This window comes from Allochromatium palmeri (assembly GCF_009720725.1).
Classification (GTDB): domain Bacteria; phylum Pseudomonadota; class Gammaproteobacteria; order Chromatiales; family Chromatiaceae; genus Thermochromatium; species Thermochromatium palmeri.
This window is the reverse complement of sequence record NZ_WNKT01000003.1, coordinates 113,676-140,338: the sequence shown is the minus strand read 5'-3', so window position 1 is coordinate 140,338 and position 26,663 is coordinate 113,676. Positions and strand designations below refer to the sequence as shown.

The 26,663-nt window shown below is 63.1% G+C and carries 26 protein-coding genes; 10 read left to right on the top strand and 16 right to left on the bottom strand.

Going from position 1 to position 26,663, the window contains the following annotated elements:
- Nucleotides 1-11 precede the first annotated feature (11 nt).
- The 11 genes from GJ668_RS02830 to GJ668_RS02780 form a co-directional block, all read right to left on the bottom strand.
- Entirely contained in the window at nucleotides 12-1,112 is a 1,101-nt protein-coding gene (locus GJ668_RS02830; protein ID WP_155448597.1) for an NADH-quinone oxidoreductase subunit D, read from the bottom strand.
- Nucleotides 1,109-1,747, bottom strand: coding sequence for an NADH-quinone oxidoreductase subunit C (locus GJ668_RS02825; protein ID WP_155448596.1), 639 nt, complete (start codon nucleotides 1,745-1,747; stop codon nucleotides 1,109-1,111). Before GJ668_RS02825 ends, GJ668_RS02830 begins: the two co-directional genes overlap by 4 nt.
- Entirely contained in the window at nucleotides 1,747-2,376 is a 630-nt protein-coding gene (locus GJ668_RS02820) for a NuoB/complex I 20 kDa subunit family protein (RefSeq protein WP_155448595.1), read from the bottom strand. Before GJ668_RS02820 ends, GJ668_RS02825 begins: the two co-directional genes overlap by 1 nt.
- An 80-nt stretch (nucleotides 2,377-2,456) precedes the next feature.
- Nucleotides 2,457-3,359 (bottom strand): respiratory chain complex I subunit 1 family protein, encoded by a 903-nt coding sequence (locus GJ668_RS02815; protein WP_155448594.1) that lies wholly within the window; start codon nucleotides 3,357-3,359, stop codon nucleotides 2,457-2,459.
- Complete coding sequence (locus tag GJ668_RS02810; protein WP_155448593.1) at nucleotides 3,359-5,140, bottom strand: proton-conducting transporter transmembrane domain-containing protein; 1,782 nt, start codon at nucleotides 5,138-5,140, stop codon at nucleotides 3,359-3,361. Before GJ668_RS02810 ends, GJ668_RS02815 begins: the two co-directional genes overlap by 1 nt.
- Entirely contained in the window at nucleotides 5,137-6,624 is a 1,488-nt protein-coding gene (locus tag GJ668_RS02805) for a complex I subunit 5 family protein (RefSeq protein ID WP_155448592.1), read from the bottom strand. Before GJ668_RS02805 ends, GJ668_RS02810 begins: the two co-directional genes overlap by 4 nt.
- A 4-nt stretch (nucleotides 6,625-6,628) precedes the next feature.
- On the bottom strand, nucleotides 6,629-7,006 hold the full coding sequence (locus GJ668_RS02800) for a sodium:proton antiporter (protein WP_155448591.1): 378 nt from the start codon (nucleotides 7,004-7,006) through the stop codon (nucleotides 6,629-6,631).
- 41 nt (nucleotides 7,007-7,047) lie between these two features.
- On the bottom strand, nucleotides 7,048-7,797 hold the full coding sequence (mbhE, locus tag GJ668_RS02795) for a hydrogen gas-evolving membrane-bound hydrogenase subunit E (RefSeq protein ID WP_155448590.1): 750 nt from the start codon (nucleotides 7,795-7,797) through the stop codon (nucleotides 7,048-7,050).
- Nucleotides 7,794-8,048, bottom strand: a complete 255-nt coding sequence (locus tag GJ668_RS02790; RefSeq protein WP_155448589.1) for a Na(+)/H(+) antiporter subunit B — start codon at nucleotides 8,046-8,048, stop codon at nucleotides 7,794-7,796. Before GJ668_RS02790 ends, mbhE begins: the two co-directional genes overlap by 4 nt.
- Complete coding sequence (mnhG, locus tag GJ668_RS02785; RefSeq protein ID WP_155448588.1) at nucleotides 8,045-8,425, bottom strand: monovalent cation/H(+) antiporter subunit G; 381 nt, start codon at nucleotides 8,423-8,425, stop codon at nucleotides 8,045-8,047. Before mnhG ends, GJ668_RS02790 begins: the two co-directional genes overlap by 4 nt.
- 7 nt (nucleotides 8,426-8,432) lie before the next feature.
- Nucleotides 8,433-8,681, bottom strand: coding sequence for an MrpF/PhaF family protein (locus GJ668_RS02780; protein WP_155448587.1), 249 nt, complete (start codon nucleotides 8,679-8,681; stop codon nucleotides 8,433-8,435).
- 223 nt (nucleotides 8,682-8,904) lie between these two features.
- Between GJ668_RS02780 and GJ668_RS02775 the strand changes: the two genes are divergently transcribed.
- Nucleotides 8,905-9,075: a hypothetical protein gene (locus GJ668_RS02775; protein WP_155448586.1), complete on the top strand. Its 171-nt coding sequence runs from the start codon at nucleotides 8,905-8,907 to the stop codon at nucleotides 9,073-9,075.
- A 22-nt stretch (nucleotides 9,076-9,097) separates the two neighbouring features.
- On the opposite strand, the gene GJ668_RS02770 is transcribed toward GJ668_RS02775, so the two are convergent.
- A complete protein-coding gene (locus GJ668_RS02770) occupies nucleotides 9,098-10,408 on the bottom strand; it encodes a TRZ/ATZ family hydrolase (RefSeq protein WP_155448585.1) in 1,311 nt (436 codons plus the stop codon).
- A gap of 68 nt (nucleotides 10,409-10,476) precedes the next feature.
- On the opposite strand from GJ668_RS02770, the gene mtnA reads away from it, so the two are divergent.
- From mtnA to mobB, 9 genes are all read left to right on the top strand, one after another.
- Nucleotides 10,477-11,532 carry an S-methyl-5-thioribose-1-phosphate isomerase gene (mtnA, locus tag GJ668_RS02765; RefSeq protein ID WP_155448584.1) on the top strand — a complete coding sequence of 352 codons (1,056 nt, stop codon included), beginning with the start codon at nucleotides 10,477-10,479 and terminating at the stop codon, nucleotides 11,530-11,532.
- Nucleotides 11,533-11,567: 35 nt separating this feature from the next.
- Complete coding sequence (locus GJ668_RS02760; RefSeq protein WP_155448583.1) at nucleotides 11,568-12,635, top strand: EAL domain-containing protein; 1,068 nt, start codon at nucleotides 11,568-11,570, stop codon at nucleotides 12,633-12,635.
- A 167-nt stretch (nucleotides 12,636-12,802) separates the two neighbouring features.
- On the top strand, nucleotides 12,803-16,963 hold the full coding sequence (gyrA, locus tag GJ668_RS02755; protein WP_155448582.1) for a DNA gyrase subunit A: 4,161 nt from the start codon (nucleotides 12,803-12,805) through the stop codon (nucleotides 16,961-16,963).
- Nucleotides 16,964-17,065: 102 nt separating this feature from the next.
- Nucleotides 17,066-18,148 (top strand): 3-phosphoserine/phosphohydroxythreonine transaminase, encoded by a 1,083-nt coding sequence (serC, locus tag GJ668_RS02750; RefSeq protein ID WP_155448581.1) that lies wholly within the window; start codon nucleotides 17,066-17,068, stop codon nucleotides 18,146-18,148.
- 134 nt (nucleotides 18,149-18,282) lie between these two features.
- Nucleotides 18,283-19,452, top strand: coding sequence for a phosphoglycerate dehydrogenase (locus tag GJ668_RS02745; protein WP_155448580.1), 1,170 nt, complete (start codon nucleotides 18,283-18,285; stop codon nucleotides 19,450-19,452).
- 19 nt (nucleotides 19,453-19,471) lie between these two features.
- A complete protein-coding gene (gene pheA, locus GJ668_RS02740; RefSeq protein WP_155448579.1) occupies nucleotides 19,472-20,575 on the top strand; it encodes a prephenate dehydratase in 1,104 nt (367 codons plus the stop codon).
- A gap of 48 nt (nucleotides 20,576-20,623) precedes the next feature.
- On the top strand, nucleotides 20,624-21,736 hold the full coding sequence (hisC, locus tag GJ668_RS02735; protein WP_155448578.1) for a histidinol-phosphate transaminase: 1,113 nt from the start codon (nucleotides 20,624-20,626) through the stop codon (nucleotides 21,734-21,736).
- Nucleotides 21,733-22,638: a prephenate dehydrogenase gene (locus tag GJ668_RS02730; protein WP_155448577.1), complete on the top strand. Its 906-nt coding sequence runs from the start codon at nucleotides 21,733-21,735 to the stop codon at nucleotides 22,636-22,638. The genes hisC and GJ668_RS02730 overlap by 4 nt, the downstream gene beginning before the upstream one ends.
- On the top strand, nucleotides 22,635-23,183 hold the full coding sequence (gene mobB, locus GJ668_RS02725) for a molybdopterin-guanine dinucleotide biosynthesis protein B (RefSeq protein ID WP_155448576.1): 549 nt from the start codon (nucleotides 22,635-22,637) through the stop codon (nucleotides 23,181-23,183). Before GJ668_RS02730 ends, mobB begins: the two co-directional genes overlap by 4 nt.
- Nucleotides 23,184-23,191: 8 nt before the next feature.
- Here mobB and GJ668_RS02720 read toward each other — a convergent pair whose 3' ends face one another.
- The 4 genes from GJ668_RS02720 to trkA form a co-directional block, all read right to left on the bottom strand.
- Entirely contained in the window at nucleotides 23,192-23,524 is a 333-nt protein-coding gene (locus tag GJ668_RS02720) for a DUF5615 family PIN-like protein (RefSeq protein WP_155448575.1), read from the bottom strand.
- Nucleotides 23,521-23,751, bottom strand: coding sequence for a DUF433 domain-containing protein (locus GJ668_RS02715; RefSeq protein ID WP_155448574.1), 231 nt, complete (start codon nucleotides 23,749-23,751; stop codon nucleotides 23,521-23,523). Before GJ668_RS02715 ends, GJ668_RS02720 begins: the two co-directional genes overlap by 4 nt.
- 90 nt (nucleotides 23,752-23,841) lie before the next feature.
- Nucleotides 23,842-25,293, bottom strand: a complete 1,452-nt coding sequence (locus GJ668_RS02710) for a TrkH family potassium uptake protein (RefSeq protein ID WP_155448573.1) — start codon at nucleotides 25,291-25,293, stop codon at nucleotides 23,842-23,844.
- The gene (gene trkA / locus GJ668_RS02705; protein ID WP_155448572.1) at nucleotides 25,290-26,663 is read right to left on the bottom strand and encodes a Trk system potassium transporter TrkA; all 1,374 of its coding nucleotides are present in this window, start codon (nucleotides 26,661-26,663) and stop codon (nucleotides 25,290-25,292) included. Before trkA ends, GJ668_RS02710 begins: the two co-directional genes overlap by 4 nt.

The following is a 26,663-nucleotide window of genomic DNA, read 5'->3' as shown; positions in this document are numbered from 1 at the left end:
CTCCTGAAGCGCTAACGTTCGATCTCGGGCGGACAGATGCCGAGCGAGTTCATGATCAGGGCCACGTCCGCGAGCTGCGCCCCGACCAGCAGCTGTTCGAGCAGGGTAAAGGCATGCACGATCGAGGGTCCGCGCACCTGCAAGCGGCGCAGATATTCGGTACCGTCACCGGCCAGGTAATAGCCGAAGGCCCCGCGCGCCGACTCGGTCTGGACATAGGTCTCAGCACGAGGCAGCGTGAACTTGTGATGGCGTGGCAGCTTGCATTGGATCGTGCCGGGCGGCATCCGGTCGATGACCTGGCGCAGAATACGGATGCTCTGATTCATCTCGGCGCGGCGCACCAGGGCACGCGCATAGGCATCGCCGGCGCTCTGGGTCGGGATGTCGAATTCGAGCTGATCATAGACCAGATAGGGCGCGTCGCGGCGCACGTCGCGCGCGACCCCGCTGCCCCGGATCACCGGTCCCGAATAGCCGTTGGCGACAGCCTCTTCAGCCGCCACCACGCCCACGCCCTGGAGCCGTTTCTTGACCCCGGCGTTCTCGAAAAAGATACGGTCATACTCGGGCAGTCGCTGTTCTAACTGATCCAGTACCGCCGCGACCCGGTCGAGAAAGCCGTCCGGCAGATCGCGCCGCACCCCGCCCGGATAGATGTACATGTGATAGACGCGCCCGCCGGTCAGTTCCTCGAACAGATCGAGGATGTAGTCACGCTCGCCGATGGCCCACTGCGGCACGACTTCATGACCGATAGAGCCGCCCTGGCCAGCCAGCCACAGCAGATGCGCCTGGAGCCGCGCCAGTTCGAGCACCAGCACGCGGATGAACTGGGCGCGCTCGCTGATTTCGAGTCCGGCGAGTTCCTCGATCCCGCGCGCCAGGTTCTCTTCGTTGGGGTCAGGTTCGGGCACGCAGATGCGACAGACGATGGTGAACGCCTGGATGAGCGTGCGCCGCTCGACGAGCTTCTCGAAGCCGCGATGCAGATAGCCGACATGGGTGACGGCGCGCCTGATGGTCTCGCCGTCGAGATCGAGCTCCATGCTCATGTTGCCCGTCACGCCGGGATGCTGCGGGCCGTGGAAGATCTTGATGACGTCGCTCATGACGCGCCTCCCGTCTCGGGCGTCGATCCAGATGCGGGCGCTGGCGTGTCGATGCGGGCGGGTGCCTCCACGGCGGCAGGTTTCGGCTTGGGTGCGTCCCCGGCGGCCAGCTTCTTGGCCTCTTTACGCCGCCGGATCGCCTCGCGCACGTCCTGATTGTCCTCGCGTCCGGGACGCACCTCGAACTGCTCCTGGACGAACTTGAGCGTATCGAACTCACGACGCATCGGCGGAGTATGGGTCCAGCCTTCGAGCATGAAATCACCGAGACTCGGATGCCCGGTGATGGGAATGCCAAACATTTCATGCAGCTCGCGCTCGAAGATCTCGGCCTGGGGCCAGAGCGGAATCGCGGTCTCGATCGCTTCGCCCTCGCGCCCGAGGTCGGTCTGGACACCCAGCGCCCGGTCGCGCGTCGCCGTCTCAAGCAGATAGGTCAGCCGGAACACGCCATCCTCGATCCAGTCGGCACAGGCGATGGTCTGGAGCGTGACGAAGCCCAGACTCTGCTTGAGCTGGCCGAGCAGCGAGAACAACTGCGCCTTGGGCACGCGCACGAAGGCCAGTCGCGGATGGCGCTCGACTGGATCGATCAGCTCGAAACCGGACAGTCGGGGCAGGAGATCGTCGAGCATCAGGTGGCGCCCTCGCTGTACCAGTCATAGGTGTAGGCGGGCGGCATGTTGTCGCCGAACACTCGCCGCTGATTGGCCTTGTACCAGTCGATGTTGTCGCGATAGCGCTGATAGCCGCCCGGTTCGCCGCGCCGGATGCGTTCTTGCAACGCGGTGAACCCCTCGATTAACGCTTCAGGGCGCGGCATGCAGCCGTTGATGTACATATCGACCGGGATGTAGTGATCCAGACACTTGATGGTGTTGTAGGAATCCCAGTACATGCCACCGTTGATGGTGCAACTGCCGAGTGCGATGACGTACTTGGGTTCCTGCATCTGTTCATAGCTGCGGATGACGCGCTTGAGGGTCTTGACCGCCAGATAGCCGCTGATGACCAACACATCGGCCTGACGCGGCGTAGCCGCGCCGATGATGCCGAAACGCTCGGCATCGAAGCGGCTGGTCATGAGCGGACGCATCTCGATGGCGCCGCAGCCGGTGCCATAGGCGAGCACGAACAGACTGCGCTGACGCAGCCAGCCGATCAGCCGCTCGACCACGCCCAGACCGGCGTCGTCCTGGCCCAGGTTCGCCTCCAGCATCCGCTGCTCGCATTGGAATCCTTCGCAATCGCTCTTGTGATACATGAATGCTCTCGGATGATGTCCAGGACCCGTCGTCTTGGTACTTAAGATGGTGGACGATGGGCCGGTTTCCAGGACCGCGTTCAGATCAGCCAGACGTTTAGAACCACGCCCAGCACCGCCAGCCCCAGCGGCACCTTCCAGAAGAAGTCCACTGTCTGCTCGGTCTTGAGCCGGGGAAAGGCAGCGCTGATCGCGGTCGTCAGCAAAAAGAGCGCGAACGCCTTGGCGATCAGCTCCAGCACGTTGCTCGCGCCGCCGAGGAACAGATCGACCACCAGCACCAGCTTGGCGATGGTCATCATCATGTTCTGGGTCATGAGCACGCCGAGCAGCCGTCCGCCGAACTCGACGCGCGGCCCGGCATACACCTCGACCGGCGCACCGACCACGTCGAACGGCGAGGCGTTCTGACTGGCGATGAAGGGCAGCAGAATGACAGCGAACGCAATCGGGTTGGTGATCAGGTTCCAGTGCGCGATGCCATCCTGTGCCGCCATGATGGCGTGCACTGAGGTGGTCTCGTGTTGCAGCATCACCAGCGCCAGACCCAGGAAGAAGGGCACTTCCAGCCCCATCAATCGGGTCAGTCCGCGGGTGACGCCCATCACGCCGAATGGATTGCCGCTTGATCCCACCGCCAGCGCATTGCCCAGCGGACCGACCACCAGCAGATAAATGATCAGGATCAGGTTGCCGTGCGTCGAGACCCCTTGCAGCCAGTCCGAGTCCTTGAGGAAGGGCACGAACAGCAGCGTGGTGATGGCTCCGGCGGCGATAATCATGGGGCCGAAGAAGAACATCGGGCCATGGATCAGAGTCTCGGACTTGAGCAGAAACTTCATGTTGTCATAGAGATTCTGCCAGATGCTCGGCCCCCAGCGGCGCTGGAGACGGGCGTTGAACTGACGGTAGAAGCCCTGGAACAGAAAGCCCATCACATAGCACAGGGCGATCATCGCCAGCGAATCGAGCAGGACGTGCATCAGAACCAGCCTCCGTTCAGCGCCAGCAGGGTCGAGGCGACAACCAGCACCAGTACCGCCAGCAGCGTCCAGGTTTGCGGATCGCGCCGATAGAGTCCGCCCAGCAGACCCGCCGCCGCCAGTGTCTGGCGAGTCAAACCGGCTTGAACGCCCGCCGTGGTGTGCGCCAGGATCCAGCCGATCAACGGAATGCGCCGCAACTCGCGCCCCATGCCCGCGCCATAGTGCAGCGGCGTATCAGCCGTCGGCACCTCGCCGGCAAAGCTCAGGTCATAGGGACTGCCCGCGCGGCGCATTTGTCCGCGCGCCAGCCAGAACAGCGCGGTCACGATGACGAAGGCGCCGCCGAATACGGTCATCAGCACCACGCCGTCATAGCCGCCATAGGGTGTGGCCAGCTCGCCCCAGGAGGGCGCGCCGATTGGCGTCAGACCCAGCGTCATCAGCACCGGATCGACGATGACCTCGATGGCGAATCCAGGGAAGATCCCGAGCAAAACCAGCAGCCCCATGAGCACGACCTGCGGCACCAGATAGCTCCAGGGGGCCTCGGTCGCCGTACGCGCCTCGGGTGAGTTGGCGTGACCCAGGAAAGGGCCATAGATCAGTCGATAGCAATAGATGAAGGCCGCTGTGCTCGACAGCATCATGGCCGCCAGCAGCAACAGCCAGCGTGCGTCGATCAGTCCGACGAACATCAGATACTTGGCGGCGAAGCCCGGCAGCGGCGGCATGCCCGCTAGACCGATGATGCCGATCAGCACTGCAAAGAAAGCCATTGGCATGCGGTCGATCAGGTGACCCAGATCGTTGAAACGCCGTTGCCCTGTTTGCAATACGATTCCGGCGAAGGTGATGAACAGCAGTAGCTTAACCAGGGTGTGGACCAGGGTCTGGAAGATCGCCCCGCCGACCGCCAGCGAGCTGCCGACCCCGATGGCGGTGACGACATAGCCGAGCTGAGCGATCGAGGAATAGGCCAGCAGACGCTTGATGTCCTGCTGCGAGATCGCCTTGAAGGTCGCGACAACGGCGGTAATGGCCCCGATCCAGGCCAGCCCGTAGCCGGCTGCCGGGCCGTTCAGCAGCCGTCCGGACAGACCCGCGAGCGCGTCCGGAAACAGCGTCGGCAGCAGCAACAAGCCGTAGAGTCCCATCTTGGAAATCAGCCCAGCGAGCACGGCGCTGAACAGATCAGGCGCCTGATCATAGCCGAGCGGAATCCAGCGATGCAGGGGCAGAGCGCCAACCTTAATCAGGAACGCCAGACCCAGCAGGATGAACACCGCCCAGCGTCCAGCCGCACTCGCCTCGGTCAGGGGCGCGATCCGGAAATCACCGGTGAGACTGTAAAAAACCAGCATCCCGGCCAGCAATAAAAAGGCTGAGGCCAGATTGAAAAGAATGTAGGTCTGCGCCCCTTCCAGCGTGGTGCGCGTCGAGCGGATCAGAAGCAGATAGCTGCTCCAGGTCATCACCTCCCAGCCTATGAACAAGCCGAGGAAGTCGCCCGCCAGCAGCAGCATCTGCATTCCCAGCAGCAGGAGCGCGAAGAGTCCATAAGCGGCGCGGTCGGGCGTCCCACGCGCCATCGGCAGCGCCACCAGCGGCGTGCCCAGCGCCAGGAGCAGCAGGAAGAAGGCGCTCAGCGGTCCTAACTCGAACAGCAGTTCGAAGCCGCCGAACAGCGGCCAGGCTAGTGTTCCGTCGCCCCAGGTCAGGAGCGTGAGGGCTGGCGTCAGCGACACGGCCAAAAACAGCAGCTTGAGGATCAGATTCATTGTGCAACCCCCAGCACGCTTTGGAGCGTCAGATCACGGTCGAGCAGGGCGTGCGCGGCCTCGACAACGCTCGTCTCCAGCAGGAAGGGCGCGACACCGAGCAGCAGCATGAGTCCAGCAATCAGCAGCAACGGCGCATACGCCGCCCAGGGTTCAGGCGTGGTCTTGGTGTCAGCGGACGCGGCTGGAGCGACCGGCGCATAGAGCACCCGAATCCAGCGGAAGTAGTAACCCGCTTCGATCAAGGCCGCGAACAGGATCAGCGCAATCGGCCAGATGCGCTGCGCCTCGGCAAAGCCCTGGAGCATCCACAGCTTGCTCATAAAGCCACCGAATGGCGGCAGCCCCAAGACCCCCAGCGCCCCGACCACGAACAGCCCAGCGGCCAGCGGACTGACACGCGCCGCCCCGGCGAGATCCTCCAACCGCAGCGACAGACAGCGACGCAGCAACAGCGCCGCGACCAGGAACAGCAGCAGCTTGACCAGGGTGTGATTGATCATGTGAAAGAAGGCGCCGGCCGTGGTCGTCTCGCTGAAGAACCCGAGCGCGAGCATGATCAGACCAATCTGACCGAGCGACGAATAGGCCAGCATTCGCCGCATGTCGTCCTGACGCAGGGCCGCCAGCTCAGCGACGATCAGCGTCAGTGCCCCGAGCGTCATCAGCCAGACGCGCGCCACAGCCGGATCGGCCCAGATCAGTACCGCCAGATGCACCAGCACGAACAGGAACGCCTTGACCAACAGCCCCGAGAATAGCGCGGTCACCGCTGGATCACTGCCGCGATAGACATCCGGCACCCAGAAATTGAAGGGGAAGAGTTCGGACTTGATCCCCAGTCCAATCAGCATCAGTAACGCGATCAGGCCCTGCATGGCCGGCGGGATGGCCGCGAACTCGCGCGCCACCGCCGCCAGATTCAACTGCCCGGTCTGGAGATAAACCAGCACCACCGCCAGTAGGAAGAAGAGCGCCGCCACCGAGCCGATGATGAGATATTTGAGGCCCGCCTCCAGCGCCGGCCGGTCGTCGCGCAATGCGCTCAACACATAGGCACTGACCCCGGCAATCTCCAGAAAGACATAGAGATTGAATAGATCCCCAGTCAACACCAGCCCATTGCCGCCGACGAGCAGCAGCAGAATCAGCACGAACGGCCGACGTCCGCGCAGATGGGAGTCGGTTGCGCCGAGCCAGAGAAAGGCTGCCACCAGCGTTACAGCAAAGCAGAAGAGCGTGACCAGTAGCAGCGAGGCGCTGTCCAGATGCAAATGGATGCCGAGCGGCGGGGCGATGACGATGGTCTCCAGCAGCGGTGCCTCATGCACCGTCGGAAAGAGTCCAAGCGCCAGGATCAGCAGCACCAGCGGCACGCCGAACAGCAGGTGGTCGAGCAGATGCCAGCGCGTCCACAGCGGCGCGCTGAAGGCGGCCAGCAGGGGCAGGGCGATAAACCAGACGGGCGAGGCGGAGAACTCCATGCGGTCAGTCCTTGGCGTCAGCCAGGGTGCGGATGTCCGCGCTGGCACTGAGACGGTGATAGCGGATTGCCAGCGATACGCCGAGCGCCAACACCGCCATGCCGATCACGATCGCGGTCAGCGTCAGGGCCTGCGGGACCGGATCGGCCATGCCCACGAACGCGGTCAGGCCATCGCTCAGGATGGGGGCCGTCTCGCCCGGCGTGGTCGCCAGCGCGATGAACAGCAGATAGACCGCCAGTTCCATCAGGGCCAGACTTATGAAGACCTTGAGTAGATGGCGCTTGCCGAGCAGTCCGTAAAGACCGACGGCGAACAGTGTCAGGCTGCCGATGGTATGCAGGCCATGCAGCACGCTTGGGCTATCCAGAAATTCCAGCATGGGGTTACAGCTCCCGGGAGTAACAGCTTCGATGTGGCGGGTCAGGTTTCCCGCATGTCCTGGAAGATGGCTCCGACCTCGGCCCCGACCTTGACGCCGACCAGGGCATAGACGAGCGGGATGACACCGGCGCTCAGGAGCTGGCCCATGGACGCGACCGGATGCGGCAGGAAATTCCCCAAAAAGGTTCCGGTCGAGACCAGCGCCAGACCCAGTAGCCCGATCAGCACGAACCCGCTGCCAGACAGCGATTCGAGCGCGCCGAGACGGGTGTGATCCAGCCGAAAATCGGGATCGGCCAGCATGCGCAGAAAGAACGCCGTGGCGATCACCACGCCGCCCTGGAAACCGCCGCCTGGCGAAAGGTGTCCGTGCAGAACGATATAGACGCCGAGCAGCAGCAGGACCGGAAACAACAACCGGATGCCAGTGATCATCATCTCGTTTGGCGGTGCGGCGGCGATTTCGGATTCGGCAGCGGCCGGTTCGGAAGGCGGACGCGGCGCACTGAACAGCAACCCAATACCGGTCGCCGCCAGGAACAGTACCGTGACCTCACCGAGCGTATCGAAGCCGCGATAACTCACCACCACCGAGGTCACGGCATTGGCCGAAGCGGTCTCAGCATTGCGTTCGAGCAGCGCATCGCCGACTGTCGCCGTTGGCCAGTCGCGCGCCTGATCGAGCAGTAGGGTCAGGAACAGCACCAGCAGCCAGACACTCAGCAGCGCAAGCAACAGCGTCTTGACGCGCACCCGTTTGCGCAAAGGGACTCGTTGACTCTGGCTCATGACAGATCGCGCCCCTCATCGCGTCCGAACTGACGCACGCCCATCAGCAGCACGAAGCTCCCGGCCGCCACACCGATCGCCGCCTCGGTCAGGGCTACGTCCGGCGCATGCAGCAGAAAGAACTGACCGACCGCACCCAGACTCACCAGCGACAGACCGACCACGGCCTGAAGCAGATCGGTGTGGCGGATCGCCAGGATGGCCCCAGCGATCATCCAGAGATAGAGCAGCAGGGTAAGGACTCCGATCATGCGCTTGGCTCCTCGGTGGGATCGGCCTTGGCACCGACGCTTGCGACCTGAGCACGGTCACGCTCGGCGCACGCATCGACGTTCAGGTCCATACCCTCGGTGCCAGTGCGATAGCCGGCGCGCGCCAGCACCGAGGCGCTCAGTGGATTGGTCAGGAGGATGAAGACGGCGAGCAGCAGCAGCTTGGGTGCCCAGTCCGGTTGCAGACAGGCCGCACCCAGCAGCGTCAGCAGTGAACCGAGCGTGGTTGCCTTGGTTCCGGCGTGCATCCGGGTGAAGAGATCCGGCATGCGGATCAGACCCAGTCCACTGACCCAGAAAAAAAAGAGTCCAGCGGCCAGCAGGGTGTGGCCCACATAGATGAGCAGGGTATCCATCGTCCTTTCAGACCCCTTTTTCCAGGAAACGCCCGAAGAGAATGACGCCTGCGAAGCCGACCAGGGCGAACACCAGGGCTACATCCAGATAGATCGCGCGTCCGTGGAAGAGCGCCAGCAGCGCCAGCAGCGCGATGAAGAGCACGGTGAGCGTGTCGAGCGCCAGGATGCGATTGGCCGCGTCAGGCCCCTTCAGGAACCGCCAGAGGATCATCAGGATCGGCGGCACGAACAACAAAAGGTACAGCCACAACATTGAGTTCGCCTGTCGGTTGGCGCCGGTTCGACCCAGGGGACACGAGTCCTGTCCTCCTCTGAGTGTCGTCGACGGTGATCCATGGCCGTCATTCTAGACCCTTCCGAGGGCCACGGAAAATCTTTATCCCAGGGTCAGGGTCAATGGGGCGTTACTGAAGATCAGTCCATTTTGCGGACATGGTGTAGAGTTCGATCAATCCAATCCCGGTATGGAGGTTGACATGCCCAAGCCCACACCGCCCGTTCGACCTGCGGCCCAGCCCCAGAAACCGCAAACCACCACGGCGACGCCGGCCAGCACCAAGCCGCGCTCGAATACCGCGCCGATCAAGCTCAGCTCCGGGGATGCCAAGCTCATGGCCGCCGTCCTGATGGAAATGATGAAGCGCTGAAGCGTGTTGCCCAGCCGCTCCGTTATTCTCCGATCCGCGCTCCCCACACCTGTGCTTCCGAGAGCACCTCGGCCAGATGCAGCGTGGTCGGGGCACCGTCGCGGATGACCTGCTGGCCCTGAATCCAGACCTGACGCACCTGATGGCGCCCAGCGGCATAGACCAGTTGCGAGACCGGGTGATAGAGCGGCTGGGTGTGCGGGTCACGCAGATCGAGCGCGACCAGATCAGCCGATTTGCCCAGCTCGATCGAACCGATTTCACTGTCCAGCCCCAGCGCACGCGCGCCATTGATGGTCGCCATCCGCAGCGCCTCGGTCGCCGGCACGGCGGACGCCGAGCCGGACACGCCCTTGCCGAGCAGGGCGGCGGTACGCATCTCGCCGAGCAGATTGAGATCGTTGTTGCTGGCCGCGCCATCGGTGCCGAGCGCGACGTTCACGCCCGCCTCCAGCAGTCTGGCGACCGGGCAGAAACCGCTGGCGAGCTTGAGATTGGACTCGGGGCAGTGCACGACACTGGCGCCCGTCTCGGCCAGGCGCGCGATCTCGGCGTCTTCCAGTTGGGTCATGTGGACGGAGGCCAGCGACGGACCGATCAAACCGAGCCGGTCGAGCCGCGCGAAGGGCCGCTCGCCATGCGCGTTCACGGCGTTCTCCACTTCGTCCCGAGTCTCATGGAGATGGATGTGGATCGGCACGCCCAATTCATCGGCCAACGTCGCCACCCGCTGCAATGGCTCATCCGAGACCGAATAGGGCGCATGCGGCGCCCAGGCGACCCGGATCAGCGGATGGTCGCGATAGCGCTCATGCAGCGCCAGCCCCTTGGCGATGTATTCATCAGATGAGGCGGCATAGCCGGTCGGGAAGTCGACCACGATCATCCCGATCACGGCGCGCATCCCGGCCTCGGCCGTGACCTGGGCCGTGACCTCGGGATGGAAGTACATATCGTTGTAGCAGGTCACGCCGCCGCGCAGCATTTCCAGGACCGCCAACCGCGTCCCGTCGGCGACGAAGCTCGCGTCGACCCAGCGCCCCTCAGTCGGCCAGATGTGCTCGTGCAGCCAGGTCATGAGCGGCAGGTCATCGGCCAGACCGCGCAGCAGCGACATGGCGGCATGGGTGTGGGCGTTGACCAGTCCCGGGATCAGGACATGACCGGGCAGCTCGACGGTCTGCTCGGCCTGGATCGTGCGCCGTGCCTCTGCGTAGGGCAGGATCGCCTGGATACGCCCGTCGGCGATGGCGATGGCGTGATCGGTCAGTTGGCGATTCTCGGGATCGACGGTCAGGATCCACTCGGCATGGATGAGCAGTTCGGCGTGCATCGCGCGGTCCTTTGGTTGCGGGGGCGAATGGGTGACAATAGGCGCCAACATGCCATAAGGAGCCTTCGATGAAAACCACGCCACCCACCACCCCGACCCCGGATGACGCCGCGCTCTGGCACGACGGCCGACTCTATCTGGCCGATCAGCGCCTCCTGCCCGAACGCGCCGAATTCCTGGGCTATGACCGGGCCGCCGAGGTCGCTACCGCTATTCGCGACATGGTGGTGCGCGGCGCGCCGGCGATCGGCGTGACCGCCGCCTATGGCGTGGCGCTGGCCGGACGCGAGGCCTATGCCAGCGCGGGCGCGAACTGGAAGCAGGCCATCGAGACCGATCTGGAACGACTGGCCACCTCGCGTCCGACCGCCGTCAATCTGTTCTGGGCGATCCGGCGCATGCGGGCGCTGATCGAGCGGCTGGACGCGAGCGACCCGAGTCAGGCCCTGCTCGACGAGGCGCTCGCCATCCACGAAGAGGACCGCGCCGCCAATCGACGCATCGGCGATCTGGGCGCCGAGCTCATCACCGAGCCGACTGAGATCATCACCCACTGCAACGCCGGCGCGCTGGCCACCGGCGGCTATGGCACCGCGCTCGGCGTGGTGCGCAGTGCCTATGCCGCCGGCAAGATCCAGCGCGTCTATGCCGACGAGACCCGCCCCTGGATGCAGGGTGCGCGTCTGACCGCCTGGGAGCTGATGCAGGACGGCATCCCGGTCACGCTCCAGGCCGACTGTGCGGCGGCGAGCCTCATGGCCACGGGTCGGATCGGCTGGGTGATCGTCGGCTCGGATCGCATCGCGGCCAATGGCGATGTCGCCAACAAGATCGGCACCTATGGATTGGCGGTCATGGCCAAATATCATGGCATCAAAGTCATGGTCGCGGCGCCGACCTCGACCGTCGACATGGCGATTGACTCTGGCGCCGGGATCCCGATCGAGGAGCGCGATCCTGACGAACTGCTCGGTTGCGGCGGGCGGCGCATCGCCCCAGCCGGCTGCGTGGCGCGCAATCCGGTGTTCGATGTCACGCCGGCGGCCTTGATCGATGCCATTGTCACGGAGCGCGGCGTCGTGCTTAATCCGACGGTTGAGAAGATGCGCGCATTGATGGACTGACATTTCTGACCGGACTGCAATGGAGACCCGTCGTCATGGCCTGCTCACGCTGTCAAACCCTTCCACTTTCAGTCGAGACGCGCGGCACATTGCTCCTGACGGGGTCCGTGCGCGAACTCATCGACATCCTGATCGGTTTTCTGGAGATCGAGGGGCTAGTCTTCGAGGACGCCGGACTGGAACTGCGTCTGCATGAGTCCAACCTGTTTGAGTTCCTGCAGCGGGTGCGCGCCGCCAACGCGTTCAATGCGCTCGAACGACAGGGGATTTCGGCGTTGCTGCTGGAGCCGGGCGAGGCGCTGAGTTTTCACGCCTTCACCCGTGCACGCACCCTGGAGCAGTGGCTGAGCCTACTCGACGCCGGCGGTCTGATCGAGATCCTGGAGGCCAAGCGGTTCGTCTCCTGGTTCCAGCCGATCCTGTCGGTCGCCGATGGCGCTGTGGTCGGTTATGAGTCACTGCTGCGCGGCCAGCGCCCCGACGGCAGCCTGATGTTCCCCGGCGAGATCTTTTCACTCGCGGGCGACAACGATCTGCTGTTCCAGGTCGACCGCCAGGCGCGCGAATCGGCGCTACGCTGTGCGGCGGCTGAGGGGATTTCGGGACAGCTCTTCGTCAATTTCATCCCGACCGCCATCTATGATCCGGCGCACTGCCTGCAAACCACGGTCGGCTGGGCGCGCAAGCTGGGTTTCGATCCGGGCCGACTGGTGTTCGAGGTGGTTGAAACCGAACGGGTCGGAGACTTTGATCATCTCAAGCGCATTCTCGACTTCTATCGCAGTGCCGGCTATCGGGTCGCACTCGATGATGTGGGCAGCGGCTATGCTTCGCTCAATCTGCTCGCTACCCTCAAGCCCGATATCATCAAGATCGACATGGAGATCGTGCGCGGGATCGATGCCGATACGCAGCGGCAGTCGGTGTTCCGGGCACTGGTCGGCATCGCGCGTGATCTCGGGATTCAGGTACTGGCCGAGGGCATCGAGACTGAAGCCGAGCTGGCCTATGTGGCGGGGGAAGGCGCGGATCTGGTGCAGGGCTATCTGTTTGCTCGGCCGGCGCCTAAGCCGCCTGAGCTGCAGCGATATGATTGGCGATAGACATTCAGGGCCACGGGTGTTGGATTTCCAGCCAAGTTGCAACTGATACTGGCCCGGAAACGCGGTCTGGATCCGCTGTCGTGGTAGAATTACGTCATTAAACACCAAGCCCGCGCGGTCACGCGCCCGCTCCCTGCCGCGCGCCTCAGAGTCGGTTCATCACGCCCATGCCAGATTTCGCCAAAGAAGTCCTGCCCATCAATCTCGAAGATGAGATGCGTCAGTCATACCTCGATTACGCCATGAGTGTGATCGTGGGACGCGCCCTGCCAGACGTCCGCGATGGTCTCAAGCCGGTCCACCGGCGCGTCCTCTTTTCCATGCACGAGCAGGGCAACGTCTGGAATCGGGCCTATCGCAAGTCAGCGCGTGTGGTCGGTGACGTCATGGGTAAGTACCACCCCCACGGTGACGCAGCCATCTACGACACAATGGTGCGCATGGCCCAGCCGTTCTCGCTGCGTAATCTGCTCGTCGACGGTCAGGGCAACTTCGGTTGTTTCACCGGCGATACGGCCATCAAGCTGGCTGACGGCACCGAGAAGACCTTCGCCGAGTTGGCGCAACTGCCGCCTAATGAAATCTTCTACGTCTATGCGGTCGACAAGACCGGCAAGATCGTGATCGCCGAAGGGCGTCATGCGCGCCTGACCCGCCCCGACGCCGAGCTTCTGGAACTCACGCTCGACACCGGCGATGTCGTCCGCTGCACGCCTGATCATCGTTTCATGCTGCGCGACGGCTCCTACAAAGAAGCGCAGGACTTGACGCCGGACGACAGCCTCATGCCAGGGGTCTTCGATACGGCTCCCGTCAAGCCCGGACTGAACGAGTATCTGCGCATCCTCCAGCCGAATCTTGGGCAGTATCAGTTCGTTCATCATCTAGCCGACGAGTTCAATGCCGAACGAGGGCAATGTGATGGTGTGCAGGGACCATTCGTTAGACATCATCGGAACTTCGATCGCTGGAATAATACCCCGCCGAATATCCAGCGCCTGACATTCCTTGAGCACTTGCATCTGCACGCTGAGCGAATCGGTGAACTCTGGCAAGATCCAGCGTTCCGTGAAGCACAGAAAAAAGGGGTGCAAAACTATTATTCACAACACCCTGAAGCTGCCGAGAGTCGGCGCGAGCGCTTCATTCGTCAAAATCAGGACGAGAGTTTCAGGCAGATCAATGCGGCTCGAACCTCAGAAGGGTTGCAGCACTATTATGCCGAGCACCCGGAAGCGCGTGCGGCGATTTCCGAGCGTATGCGCCTGTTGTGGCAGGATGCCGATTATCGCGAAAAAATGTCCGGTGTTCTGTCCGGTATCAAAAAGCGCCCGCTTTCGGATGAGGAACAGGCCAGCATCCGTGCCATCATCGCGGAAAAAAGCCGGCGCATGTGGGCTGACGACGACAAGCGTGAAGAGATCGTTTCAGCGATTTGCCGTGCCATGGCCTCCGACACCATTCGTAAAAAAATCAGCGAGGCCGTCAAGCGCCAGTGGCAAAATCCTGAATACCGAGCAAAATTTCCAGCCGATCATTTCTCGCGCATGGCGCACAGGTTCTGGGACAAGCCGGAAGCGCGTGAGATTCATCGCAAAAAAATCGCCAGGCAGTGGGAGTCCGCTGAATTCATTCAGGCTCAGAAGCAGGCTGTCATCGACAGCAATGCACGCCGCTTACTCGATAATCCTGGTTTGATGCGGGATATCAACCGTAAAGCGGTCGAGTCCTTGCGAACGAATTGGAGAACACCTGAATATCGACAACAGGTGATGCGGCGTAAGATCGCGGGTTATGTCTATGATCTGAGCAAGCAATTTCCTGACGCTGATATCACTCCTGAGTTGTACGAATCGAATCGTCGCCAGAATTGGATTCCGCGCCTGAACAAGGCCGTTGAGTATTTCGGCGACTTCGATGCGCTCGTTACGGCAGGCAGACATTATAACCATCGGGTTGTCAGTCAACGTCGACTCACCGATCGCGCGGACACCTACGACATCACAGTCGACCATCATCACAATTTCCTGCTCGCGTGCGGTGTCTTCGTCCATAACTCGGTCGATGGCGATCCGCCAGCGGCCATGCGTTACACAGAAGTGCGCATGACGCGCATCGCTGATACCCTGCTCGACGATCTGGACAAGGAAACGGTCGATTTCACGCCGAACTATGACAACACCGAACACGAACCCACGGTGCTGCCGGCGCGCTTTCCGAACCTGCTGGTCAATGGCTCTTCGGGCATCGCCGTCGGCATGGCGACCAACATCCCGCCGCACAATCTGCGCGAGATCATCGACGCCTGCCTGACCATCATCGACAACCCGCTGGTGACCATCGAGGAACTGATGGAGATCGTCCCAGGGCCGGACTTCCCGACGGCGGCACTTATCAATGGGGTCCGTGGTATCCGCGAAGCCTACCGCACCGGCCGCGGTCGCTGCGTCATGCGCGCGCGCGCCACCACCGAGACCCAGAAGCGCAGCGGACGCGAGGCGATCGTCATCACCGAGATCCCCTATCAGGTCAACAAAGCGCGGCTCCTGGAGCGCATCGCTGAACTGGTCAAGGAGAAGAAGATCGAGGGCATCGCCCAGGACGGCCTGCGCGACGAGTCCGACAAGGACGGATTGCGCATCGTCATCGAACTCAAGCGCGATGCCTACTCCGAGGTGCTGCTCAACAACCTCTATCAGCACACCCAGCTTCAGCAGGTGTTCGGCATCAACATGGTCGCGCTGGTCGACGGCCAGCCGCTGACGCTGAATCTCAAGCAGATCCTCGAATACTTCCTGCGCCACCGCCGTGACGTGGTCACGCGCCGCACCCTCTATGAACTGCGCAAGGCGCGCAATCGGGCGCATGTACTGGAAGGCTATGCCATCGCGCTCGCCAACATCGATGAGGTGATCGCCACCATCAAGGCGGCGTCGAATCCCGCCGAGGCACGCGAACGGCTGATGGAGCGCCACTGGACACCGGGTAGCGTGACCGCGATGCTGGAGCGCGCCGGGGCCGATCACACCCGTCCGGAAGAACTCGAAGCCTGCTTTGGACTCAGCGACGCCGGCTATCGGCTCAGCGAGCGCCAGGCCAAGGCGATCCTGGATCTGCAACTGCACCGTCTGACCGGGCTGGAGCAGGACAAGATCCTCAAAGAGTTCGAGGAGATCCTGGAAGCCATCGCCGCGCTGCTGCTGATCCTTTCCGATCCCGATCAGCTGATGGACGTCATCCGCGAGGAGCTGATCGCGGTGCGCGACCAGTTCGGCGACGCGCGCCGCACCGAAATCCAGATCGATCAAACGGATCTGACCCTGGAGGATCTGATTGCGCCCGAGGATCGGGTGGTCACACTCTCGCATCAGGGCTATGTCAAGACCCAGCCGATCAGCGATTATCAGGCCCAAAAGCGCGGCGGCAAGGGCAAGAGCGCGACCGCGATCAAGGAAGAGGATTTCATCGACCGCATCTTCGTCGCCAACTCGCACGACACCGTGCTCTGCTTCTCCAGCCGCGGGCGGGTCTACTGGCTCAAGGTCTATGAGCTGCCCCAGGCCGGACGCGGCGCACGCGGGCGGCCCATGGTCAACCTGCTGCCGCTGGAGGCGGGCGAGCGCATCACCACCCTGCTGCCGGTGCGCGACTACGAGGACGGCTTCTTCGTGTTCATGGCCACCAGCGCCGGCACGGTCAAGAAGACCCCGCTCAAGGACTTCTCGCGTCCGCTCTCGCGCGGCATCATCGCCATTGATCTGCGCGAGGACGAGCTGCTGGTCGGCGCGACCATCACCGGCGGCGAACAGGATCTGATGCTGTTCACCTCGGCGGGCAAGGCGGTGCGTTTCTCCGAGAGCCATGTCCGCTCGATGGGCCGTGCGGCCCATGGTGTGCGCGGCGTGATGCTTCAAGAGGGACAGCGGGTGATTGCCCTGGTCGCGCCCGAAGACAGCGGCACCGTGCTCAGCGTCACCGAGAACGGCTATGGCAAGCGCACCACTGTCGATCAGTTCCCAACCAGGGGGCGCGGCACCCAGGGGGTGATCGCCATCGACACCGCCGAGCGCAACGGTGCCCAGGTCGGCGCGATCCTGGTCTATCCAGGCGATGAAATCATGCTGATCGCCGATGACGGCACCCTGATCCGCACCACGGTCGATCAGATCCCGGTGGTCGGACGCAATACCAAGGGGGTCAAGCTGATCAATCTCGGCGAGGGCCAGCGACTGGTCTTTGTCGAGCGCATTGCCGCCCTGGAGGGCGATAAGGACGCTGACGAGGAGGCCGTCGAGGACAACGAGGCGTCCGTGACGGATGACGCCTAGAATCGCTTGAACCGCCTCAGGCGCGACCGAGGCGGTTTGCTCCGCTCACCACATCCTGCGGGATGTCCACCGCACAACACTCAACCCATGGGGAATGTCAGAATGGCTCGCGTCTATAACTTCAGTGCCGGTCCCGCGATGCTGCCCGAGGCGGTCCTGGCTCAGGCCCGCGACGAGATGCTCGATTGGCGCGGCAGCGGCATGTGCGTGGCTGAGATGAGCCATCGCGGCAAGGAGTTCATGTCCATCGCCGCCGAGGCCGAAGCCGATTTGCGCGAGCTGCTCGCGATTCCGGCCAATTACAAGGTGCTGTTTTTGCAGGGTGGCGCCTCGCTCCAGTTCGCTATGATCCCCATGAATCTGCTGCGCGGGGCTGAGGGGGCGGACTACATCAACACCGGCTCCTGGTCGAAGAAGGCGATCGCCGAGGCGCGTCACTATGGCACCGTGAACGTCGCGGCGAGCAGCGAGTCGAGCAAATTCACCCGCGCCCCGGCCCAGAACGAGCTGAACCTGAGCGCTGATGCGGCCTATGTCCATTACACGCCGAACGAGACCATCGAGGGCGTCGAGTTCCCCTATGTGCCTGAGACCGGGGGTAAGCCGCTGGTCGCGGATATGTCCTCAACCATTCTGTCGCGCCCGATCGATGTCTCCAAGTTCGGGCTGATCTATGCCGGCGCGCAGAAGAATATCGGTCCAGCGGGTCTGACCATCGTCATCGTGCGCGAGGATCTGATCGGCCAGCCGATCCAGGGCACGCCGACCATGCTCGACTACAAGACCCACGCCGACAACGACTCCATGTACAACACCCCGCCGACCTATGGCTTGTATCTGGCGGGACTGGTGTTCAAGTGGCTGAAGGACATGGGCGGATTGCCGGCAATGGCTGAGGTCAATGCGCGCAAGGCTAAGAAGCTTTATGACACCATTGATGCGTCCAGCTTCTATGGCAACCCGGTTGCGCCGACGGATCGCTCCTGGATGAACGTGCCCTTCACCCTGGCCAATGCCGAGCTGGACGAGGTCTTCCTCAAGGAAGCCAAGGCGGCGGGGCTGACCACGCTCAAAGGCCATCGCTCGGTCGGCGGGATGCGCGCGAGCATCTATAACGCCATGCCCGAGGCGGGGGTGGATGCGCTGGTGGCCTTCATGCAGGAGTTCGAACGCCGCAACGGCTGACGTAGACACGTTGACGCTGGAAGAGCCGTCTCGACTCTGTAATGAGGCGGCTCGCTATCACTCATCATCTCCTGATCTCCTGCGGGCCGCTGGCCCAAGGCCCTCTGAGATCCACCACAAGGGTTCGAGTCGACATGTTCAAAATCCAGACGCTCAACAACATCTCGGTGGTCGGCCTGGAACGCCTGCCGCGCGAGCGCTACGAGATCGCCACCGAGATCGCCCATCCCGACGCCATCCTGGTGCGCTCGGCCAAGATGCACGACCTGCCGATCCCCGAGTCAGTCAAGGCCATCGGGCGTGCGGGCGCGGGCACCAACAACGTGCCCGTGGCCGACATGACCAAACGTGGCGTAGCCGTCTTCAATGCGCCGGGCGCCAACGCCAACGCGGTCAAGGAACTGGTACTCGCCGGCATGCTGATGTCGGCGCGCAACATCGCCCAGGCCTGGCAGTTTGCCCGCGAACTACAGGGCGAGGATGCCGCTATCAACGAAGCGGTCGAAGCCGGCAAAAAGCGCTTCGCCGGCTTCGAGCTGCCGGGGCGCACCCTGGGCGTCATCGGTCTGGGCGCGATCGGCGTCAAGGTTGCCAATGCCGCGCGCGCACTCGGGATGCACGTCATCGGCTACGACCCGACCATCACCGTGCAGCGTGCCTGGCAGCTCGCGAGCGACGTCAAGCAGGCGCTGAGCATCGACGATCTGCTCGTGCGTTCGGACTTCGTGACCTTCCATGTGCCGCTCACCGATCAGACGCGCCACATGATCAACGCCGAGCGTATCCGTCTGCTGCCCAAAGGGGCGGTACTGCTGAACTTCTCGCGTCAGGGTATCCTCGACGACGAGGCCGTGATCGCGGCACTTGACTCGGGCCATCTCTACGCCTATTGCTGCGATTTCCCGAGTAACCGGCTCAAGGACCATCCGCGCGTCGTCACCCTGCCACATCTGGGCGCCTCGACCCGCGAGGCCGAGGACAACTGCGCGATCATGGTCGCCGATCAGATCCGTGACTATCTGGAGGACGGCAACGTCACCAACTCGGTCAACTTCCCCGACATCGTGCTACCGCGCACCGAGGGGTACCGGATGGCCATCGTCAACAGCAACGTGCCCAACATGCTCGGTCAGATCTCGACCGATCTGGCCGCCGCCGGGCTCAACATCATCGACATGCTCAACCGCTCGCGCGGCGACGTAGCCGTGACCCTGGTCGACGTCGACAAGCCCTGTCCCGAGGGCACGCTCGCGCAGCTTCGGGCCATCGACGGCGTGCTCTCGGTACGCTGTCTCGGCGGTTGAGCGAGGGAGGGCAGACGCCATGAGCGAGAGCGGCAACCAGGAACAGCAGGCCTTGGCGGCAGTGCGCGACCGCATCGACGCCATCGACCAGGAAATCCTGCAATTGATCAGCGAGCGCGCCCGCTGCGCCCAGCAGGTCGCGCATATCAAGACCGGAACTCAGGGCGGATCGGTGCAGTTCTATCGTCCCGAGCGCGAGGTCGCCGTTCTGCGCCGGATCAAGGAGGCCAATCCGGGGCCGCTCGACGGCGAAGAGGTCGCGCGCCTGTTCCGCGAGATCATGTCGGCCTGTCTGGCCCTGGAGCGTCCGCTGCGTGCCGCCTTTCTGGGGCCTGAGGGCACCTTCACCCAGGCGGCGGCGATCAAGCACTTCGGGCATTCGGTGGTCACGCAGGCCATGGCCACCATCGACGAGATCTTTCGCGAGGTCGAGTCCGGCGCCTGCGACTTCGGCGTGGTGCCGGTCGAAAATTCCACCGAGGGCGTGGTCAGCCATACGCTCGATCTGTTCATGAACTCACCGCTCATGATCACCGGCGAGGTCTGTCTGCGCGTCCATCAGCATCTGTTGACCAAGGCGGCGGATCTGGCCGGCATCCGGCGCGTCTATTCGCACCAGCAGTCGCTGGCGCAGTGTCGCGAATGGCTCGACCGTCATCTGCCGACCGCCGAGCGGCTGCCGGTCGGCAGCAATGCCGAGGCGGCGCGGCTGGTGGCGTCCGATCCCGAGGCCGCCGCCGTCGCCGGCCTCCAGGCCGCCGAAATCTACGGACTCGCGGTGCTCGCCGAGCGCATCGAGGACGAGCCGAGTAACACCACGCGCTTCCTGGTGATCGGCAAGCAGGACTCGCCGTCGAGCGGCCAGGACAAGACCAGTCTGCTGCTCTCGTGCAAAAATCAGTCAGGCGGTCTGCACACGCTGCTTGCGCCGCTGGCCGTGCACGGCATCAGCATGACGCGCATCGAGTCGCGTCCTTCGCGCCGCGGTATCTGGGACTATGTGTTCTTCGTCGATATCCTCGGCCACCGGCAGGAGCCCAAGGTCGCCTATGCCCTGCAAAATCTCGAACAGGACGCGCTACTGTTCAAGGTGCTGGGTTCCTATCCGGTCGCCGTGCTCTGAGGTCGCGCGCGTCGTTATCGCTATTGAACGTATTGTTGGATATACCCCATGAGTCAAGCTGAAAACCCCTTTCTGTCACTGGCCGCTCCCTGGATCGCCGGACTCACGCCCTATGTTCCCGGTAAGCCGGTCTCCGAGCTGGAGCGCGAGCTGGGCATCAGCGATTCGGTCAAGCTGGCCTCGAACGAAAATCCCCTAGGTCCGGGATCGCGCGCGCGTGCGGCCATGGATACCGTGCTCGCCGAGCTGGGCCGTTATCCCGATGGCGGCGGTTTCGAGCTGCGCCGAGTGCTGGCCGAGTATCACGGTCTCTCGCCGATGGCGGTGACCATCGGCAACGGCTCCAACGACGTGCTGGATCTGATCGCGCACGTCTTCCTGCAACCTGGGACCGAGTCGGTGTTCTCCGAGCATGCCTTTGCGGTCTATCCGATCGCCATTCAGTCGGTCGGTGCGACCGCGCGTGTAGCCAAGGCGCGTGACTATGGACACGACCTGGACGCCATGGCGCGGCTGGTCAACGAACAAACCCGCGTGGTCTGGATTGCCAATCCCAACAATCCGACCGGCACCTGGCTGGCCGCCGAATCGCTCAAGTCCTTCATCGGTTCGCTGCCCAAAACCTGCATCGTGGTGGTCGACGAAGCCTATACCGAATACGTCGCTGAGCCGGATTTCCCGGACGCGACCCACTGGATCGAGACCTTCCCCAATCTGATCGTCACCCGCACCTTCTCCAAGGCTCATGGTCTGGCGTCACTGCGTGTGGGCTATGCGCTCAGTGATCCGCGCCTCGCCGATCTGCTCAATCGGGTGCGCCAGCCGTTCAACGTTAATGCACTGGCTCAGGCGGCGGCGATCGCGGCGATCAATGATCGCGAGCATGTGCGCGCCTCAGTCGAGCTGAACCGCGCCGGAATGCAGCAACTGACCAGCGCCTTCAAGCGTCTGGGACTCGACTACATCCCTTCGGTCGGCAACTTCGTCACGGTCGACTGCGGACGCCCGGCCGCGCCCGTCAACGAAGCTCTGCTCAAGCGTGGTGTCATCGTGCGCCCGGTCGGTAACTACGGGATGCCGAACCATCTGCGCATCAGCATCGGATTGGAGTCGGAGAACGCGCGCTTCATCGCCGCCTTCGAGGACGTGTTGGCGTCATGATCGAGCGGCTCGCGATCATCGGAGTCGGACTGATCGGCGGCTCGCTGGCGCGTGCGCTGCGGGCTGCCGGCGCCGTTGGCGAGATCGTCGGCTGTGGGCGTTCGCTCGACAATCTGGAGCGCGCACTCGAACTGGGCGTGGTCGACCGTATCACCCAGAACCCGGCCGAAGCGGTGCGCGAAGCCGATATGGTATTTCTGGCCGTGCCGCTCGGGGCCATGCGCGGCACGCTGGCGGCCATACGCGATCAGTTGCGACCCGAGACGATCGTGACCGATGGGGGCAGCGTCAAGTGCAGTGTGGTCGAGGATGCGCGCGCGGTCTTCGGTCGCGTGCCACAGCGTCTGGTCCCCGGACATCCAATCGCCGGCACCGAACACAGTGGAGTGGAAGCGTCCTTCGCCAAGCTCTATCGGGATCGCCGCGTGATCCTGACCCCATTGGCCGAGACCGACCCCGAGGCCGTGACGCGGGTGACGGCGATGTGGCAGGCGTGCGGGGCCGAGGTCACTGAGATGTCGGTCGCCCATCACGATGAAGTGCTCGCCGCCACCAGCCATCTGCCGCACATGCTCGCCTTCGGGCTGGTCGATGCGCTGGCGCGGATGCGCGAGAACGACGAGATCTTCCGCTATGCCGCCGGCGGCTTTCGCGACTTCACCCGTATCGCCTCCAGCAATCCGGTCATGTGGCGCGACATCTGTCTGGCCAACCGCGAGGCGCTGAGCGCCATGCTGGCGCGTTTTGGCGTCGAGATGACGGATCTGGCCGAGAGCATCCGCGACGCCGACGGCGAGCATCTGCTGGAGATCTTCGCCCGCGCCAAGGCCGCGCGCGATCGCTATGTCGATCAGGCGTGTGCTGTACACGAAGACACTGAGCGTTCCTCCAGCCAAAGATGATCACGTCCCCGAGCCGGCCCGATGTCCCCGTACTCGGCTTTGTCGCGCCCAGCGGCAGCGGCAAGACGACGCTCCTGCGACGTTTGGTCGCCGCGCTTCAGGCGCAAGGACTGCGTGTCGGCTATCTCAAACATGCCCACCACAGTTTCGACCTGGATCGTCCGGGCAAGGACAGCTACGAGATCCGTGCCGCCGGAGCTGCCCAGACCCTGCTCGCCTCGCGCGAGCGTTGGGCCTTGCAGGTCGAGAACGACCACAAGGGCGAAGATCCCGATCTGGACGCCATGCTGGCGCGCTTCGAGCGCGACCGGCTCGATCTGGTGCTGGTCGAGGGCTTCAAGCACGCCCGCTATCCCAAGATCGAGGTCTATCGCGCCGCGCTGGGTCAGCCGCCGCTCTATCCGGACGATCCAGAGATCATCGCACTCGCCAGCGACGATCCGCCGCCGGTCACGCCACATCCGCCCGTGCTGCCACTGAATGATATCGCGGAGCTGGTCGAATTCATTTTCAAGCGAGCCGGACTGTCATCCACGCATGGATGAGCCGGTTGTCAGCGCATTTCGATCACGGTTCGACCTTCTTCCAGAAGGCGGATCAGATCCGGGAGTGCCTGGTCAAAGGCGTTCAACAGAACGCTTTTACGGCAATTGCCGATTCTGACCCAAACGACCTGTGGTGCGGTCTGGCCGGTACGATTCGCGAGCAATGTAAAGTCTTCGTCCTTGGTGACGATGACCCAATGCTCGGCTTGGGCAAGCTCCCAGATCACCCTGTCATCGCTGGCGTCCAGGCCAAGATCGCAAACATGGCGACAGACCAAGCCACGTTCCTCCAGAAAACGCGCCAGTGCCGCAGGCAACTGATTGTCGACCAGGAGTTTCATGCCGCGATCAGGATCGGATGGCCGGTTTGAATGGCCGCATACTCAAGCGCCGCGAAAATATCCTCCTCTTCGAGAAAGGGGTAATCCTCCAGAATCTCCGCATGGGTCGCGCCGGAGCCGAGCAAGGCGAGAACATCGCTGACCCGAAGGCGATACCCCCGAATGCAGGGGCTGCCACCGCATTTTCCAGGTTCGATAGTGATACGTTCGAGGCGTGGGCTGGCCATGGTCATCTTCACCTGTGGGCTTGATGTTGATTTGTGTAAATGACGAAATCATGCATGATCAGGAGCCGGCCGGCGACACTCGACCCGGAATCAGCGCTGCCAGAACGCCGGTGACAGCAACACCAGCAGCGTGAAGATTTCCAGCCGCCCGAGCAGCATGGCGAAGCAGAGAATCCATTTGGCCGTGTCATTGAGATCCGCGTAATGCGGACCGACCACAGCCAAGCCCGGACCCAGGTTGTTGATACAGGCCGCCACCGCCGAAAACGCCGTCACCAAATCCAGCCCGGTCGCGGCGAGCATCAGATACATCAGGATGAAGCTCGCCACATAGAGCGAGAAGAAGCCCCAGACCGCATCGACCACGCGATGATCGACTGTCTTGCCGCCGATGCGCACCGGAATCTGGGCGTTGGGATGGATCAAGCGGCTGATCTCGCGCACGCCCTGCTTGATGAGCAGCAGAAAACGGATGACCTTGATTCCGCCGCCGGTGGAACCGGCACAGCCGCCAACAAAGCTCGCCAACAACAGCAGGATCTGGATAAAAGGCGGCCACAGATAGAACTCGGCGGTCGCAAAACCGGTCGTGGTGCTGATTGAGACGGCCTGGAACATCCCCTTGATGAAAGAGTCCCACCAGGTCGCGTAGGTCTGGCTCTCATAGAGCGCCAGCGTCGTGATCGCGATGACGACGCCGAGCACGAGCAGATAGAGCCGGAATTCACTGTCCTGGAAATAAATACGCGGATCCTGACGCCGCACGACCATGAAGTGCAGCGTAAAACTCATGCCGGCCAGCACCATGAAGGCCACGGCAATCAACTCGATGGCGGTGCTGTCGAAGTAGCCGATGCTCTGATCATGGGTCGAAAAACCGCCGATGGCCACGGTTGAGAAGGCGTGCCCGATGGCATCGAAAACCGTCATCCCCGCCCACCAGTAGGCGAGCGCACAGGCGATCGTCATCCACAGATAGATATACCACAGTGCCTTGGCCGTCTCGGTGATGCGTGGCGTGAGCTTGGAATCCTTCATCGGGCCGGGCATCTCGGCGCGAAACAACTGCATCCCACCGATCCCGAGCATCGGCAGCACCGCCACGGCCAGCACGATGATACCCATGCCGCCGAGCCACTGGAGTTGCTGGCGGTAGAAGAGTATCGACTTGGGTAAATAGTCCAGGCCGATGATGACCGTGGCTCCAGTGGTCGTCAGCCCCGAGATCGATTCGAAGACCGCGTCCGTGGCCGAAACGGCTGGGTTGGGCGCTAACCAGAAGGGCAGGGCGCCGGCCAGTCCCAGCACGGTCCAGAACAGCACCACCACCAGAAAGCCGTCGCGCACCCGCAGCACCTCGCGCGAGCGGGACACCGGCAGAAAGATCAGCAGCCCCAGACCGAGGGTCAGCCCGAAGGCCGCCAGAAAGGGCCAGGTGCCGCCCTCGTCGTAGATCAGCGAGACAACCACCGGCGGCAGCATGCTGAAGCTGAAGATGGCCAGCAGCAGCCCCAGAACCTTCTGAACCGCGCCGAACTTCATAGAAAGGTCACGCCGACCTGGAACAGCCGTTCGACCTCCTGAATGCGGCGCTTGTCCTGCAGAAAAAGGATGACATGATCCTCAGAATCAATGAGGGTCTCGCCATGCGCGATCAGCACATCGTCGCCGCGCACCAGGGCGCCGATGATCGTCCCCTTGGGCAGCTTCAGCTCCGAGATCCGTCGCCCGACGACCTTGCTGGAGGTCGGATCGCCGTGGGCGATGGCCTCGATGGCCTCAGCTGCGCCACGGCGCAGTGAGTGCACCATGACCACGTCGCCACGACGTACATGCTTGAGCAGACTGCCGATGGTGGCCTGCTGGGGCGAGATGGCGATATCAATGGCGCCTGACTGCACCAGATCGACATAGGACGGGCGGTTGATGAGCGCCATCACCTTACGCGCCCCGAGCCGCTTGGCCAGCATCGCCGAGATGATGTTGGCCTCATCGTCATTAGTGACGGCACAGAAAACATCGGTGTTCTCGATGTTCTCCTCCAGCAGCAACTCCTGATCGGCCGCGTCACCATGCAGCACGATGGTGCGCTCCAGATCCTCGGCGATCTGTTTGCAGCGCTTGAGATTGCGCTCGATGAGCTTGACGCGGTAGTTCGGCTCCAGCGCCTTGGCCAGACGCATGCCGATGTTGCCGCCGCCGGCAATGATCAGCCGCTTGTAGGACGGATCGAGCCGGCGCAGCTCGCCCATCACGGTGCGAATATGCGCCGGCGCCGCGACGAAGAACACCTCATCGTCGACCTCGATGCGGGTGTCGCCCTCGGGCTGGATGGCGTGATCCTGACGATAAATGGCCGCCACGCGCGCTTTCACATGCGGCATGTGCTCATGGAGCGCCCGCAGCTCCTGACCGACCAGCGGCCCGCCATGGAAGGCGCGCACCGCCACCAGCCGGATGCGCCCGCTGGCAAAATCGAGCACCTGGAGCGTGCCCGGATTTTCGATCAGACGCAGAATATAGTCGGTGACCAGCGCCTCGGGACTGATGGCGACATCGATCGGCAGTGCTTCGCTCCCGAAGAGCTTGGGTTGATCGAGAAAGCTCTGGGCGCGCACCCGCGCGATCTTGGTCGGGGTGTGAAACAGCGTATAGGCCACCTGACAGGCGACCATATTGGTTTCGTCGCTGTTGGTGACCGCGATGATCATGTCAGCGTCCTCAGCGCCCGCGCGCACGAGCACGTCTGGATGGGCGCCATGGCCCTGCACCGTGCGCAGATCGAAGCGGTCCTGCAAATCACGCAGAAGATCAGCGTCCTGATCGACCACCGTGATGTCGTTGGCCTCACTGACCAGATTGGCCGCCACCGAGGAACCGACCTGACCGGCACCGAGGATGATGATTTTCAT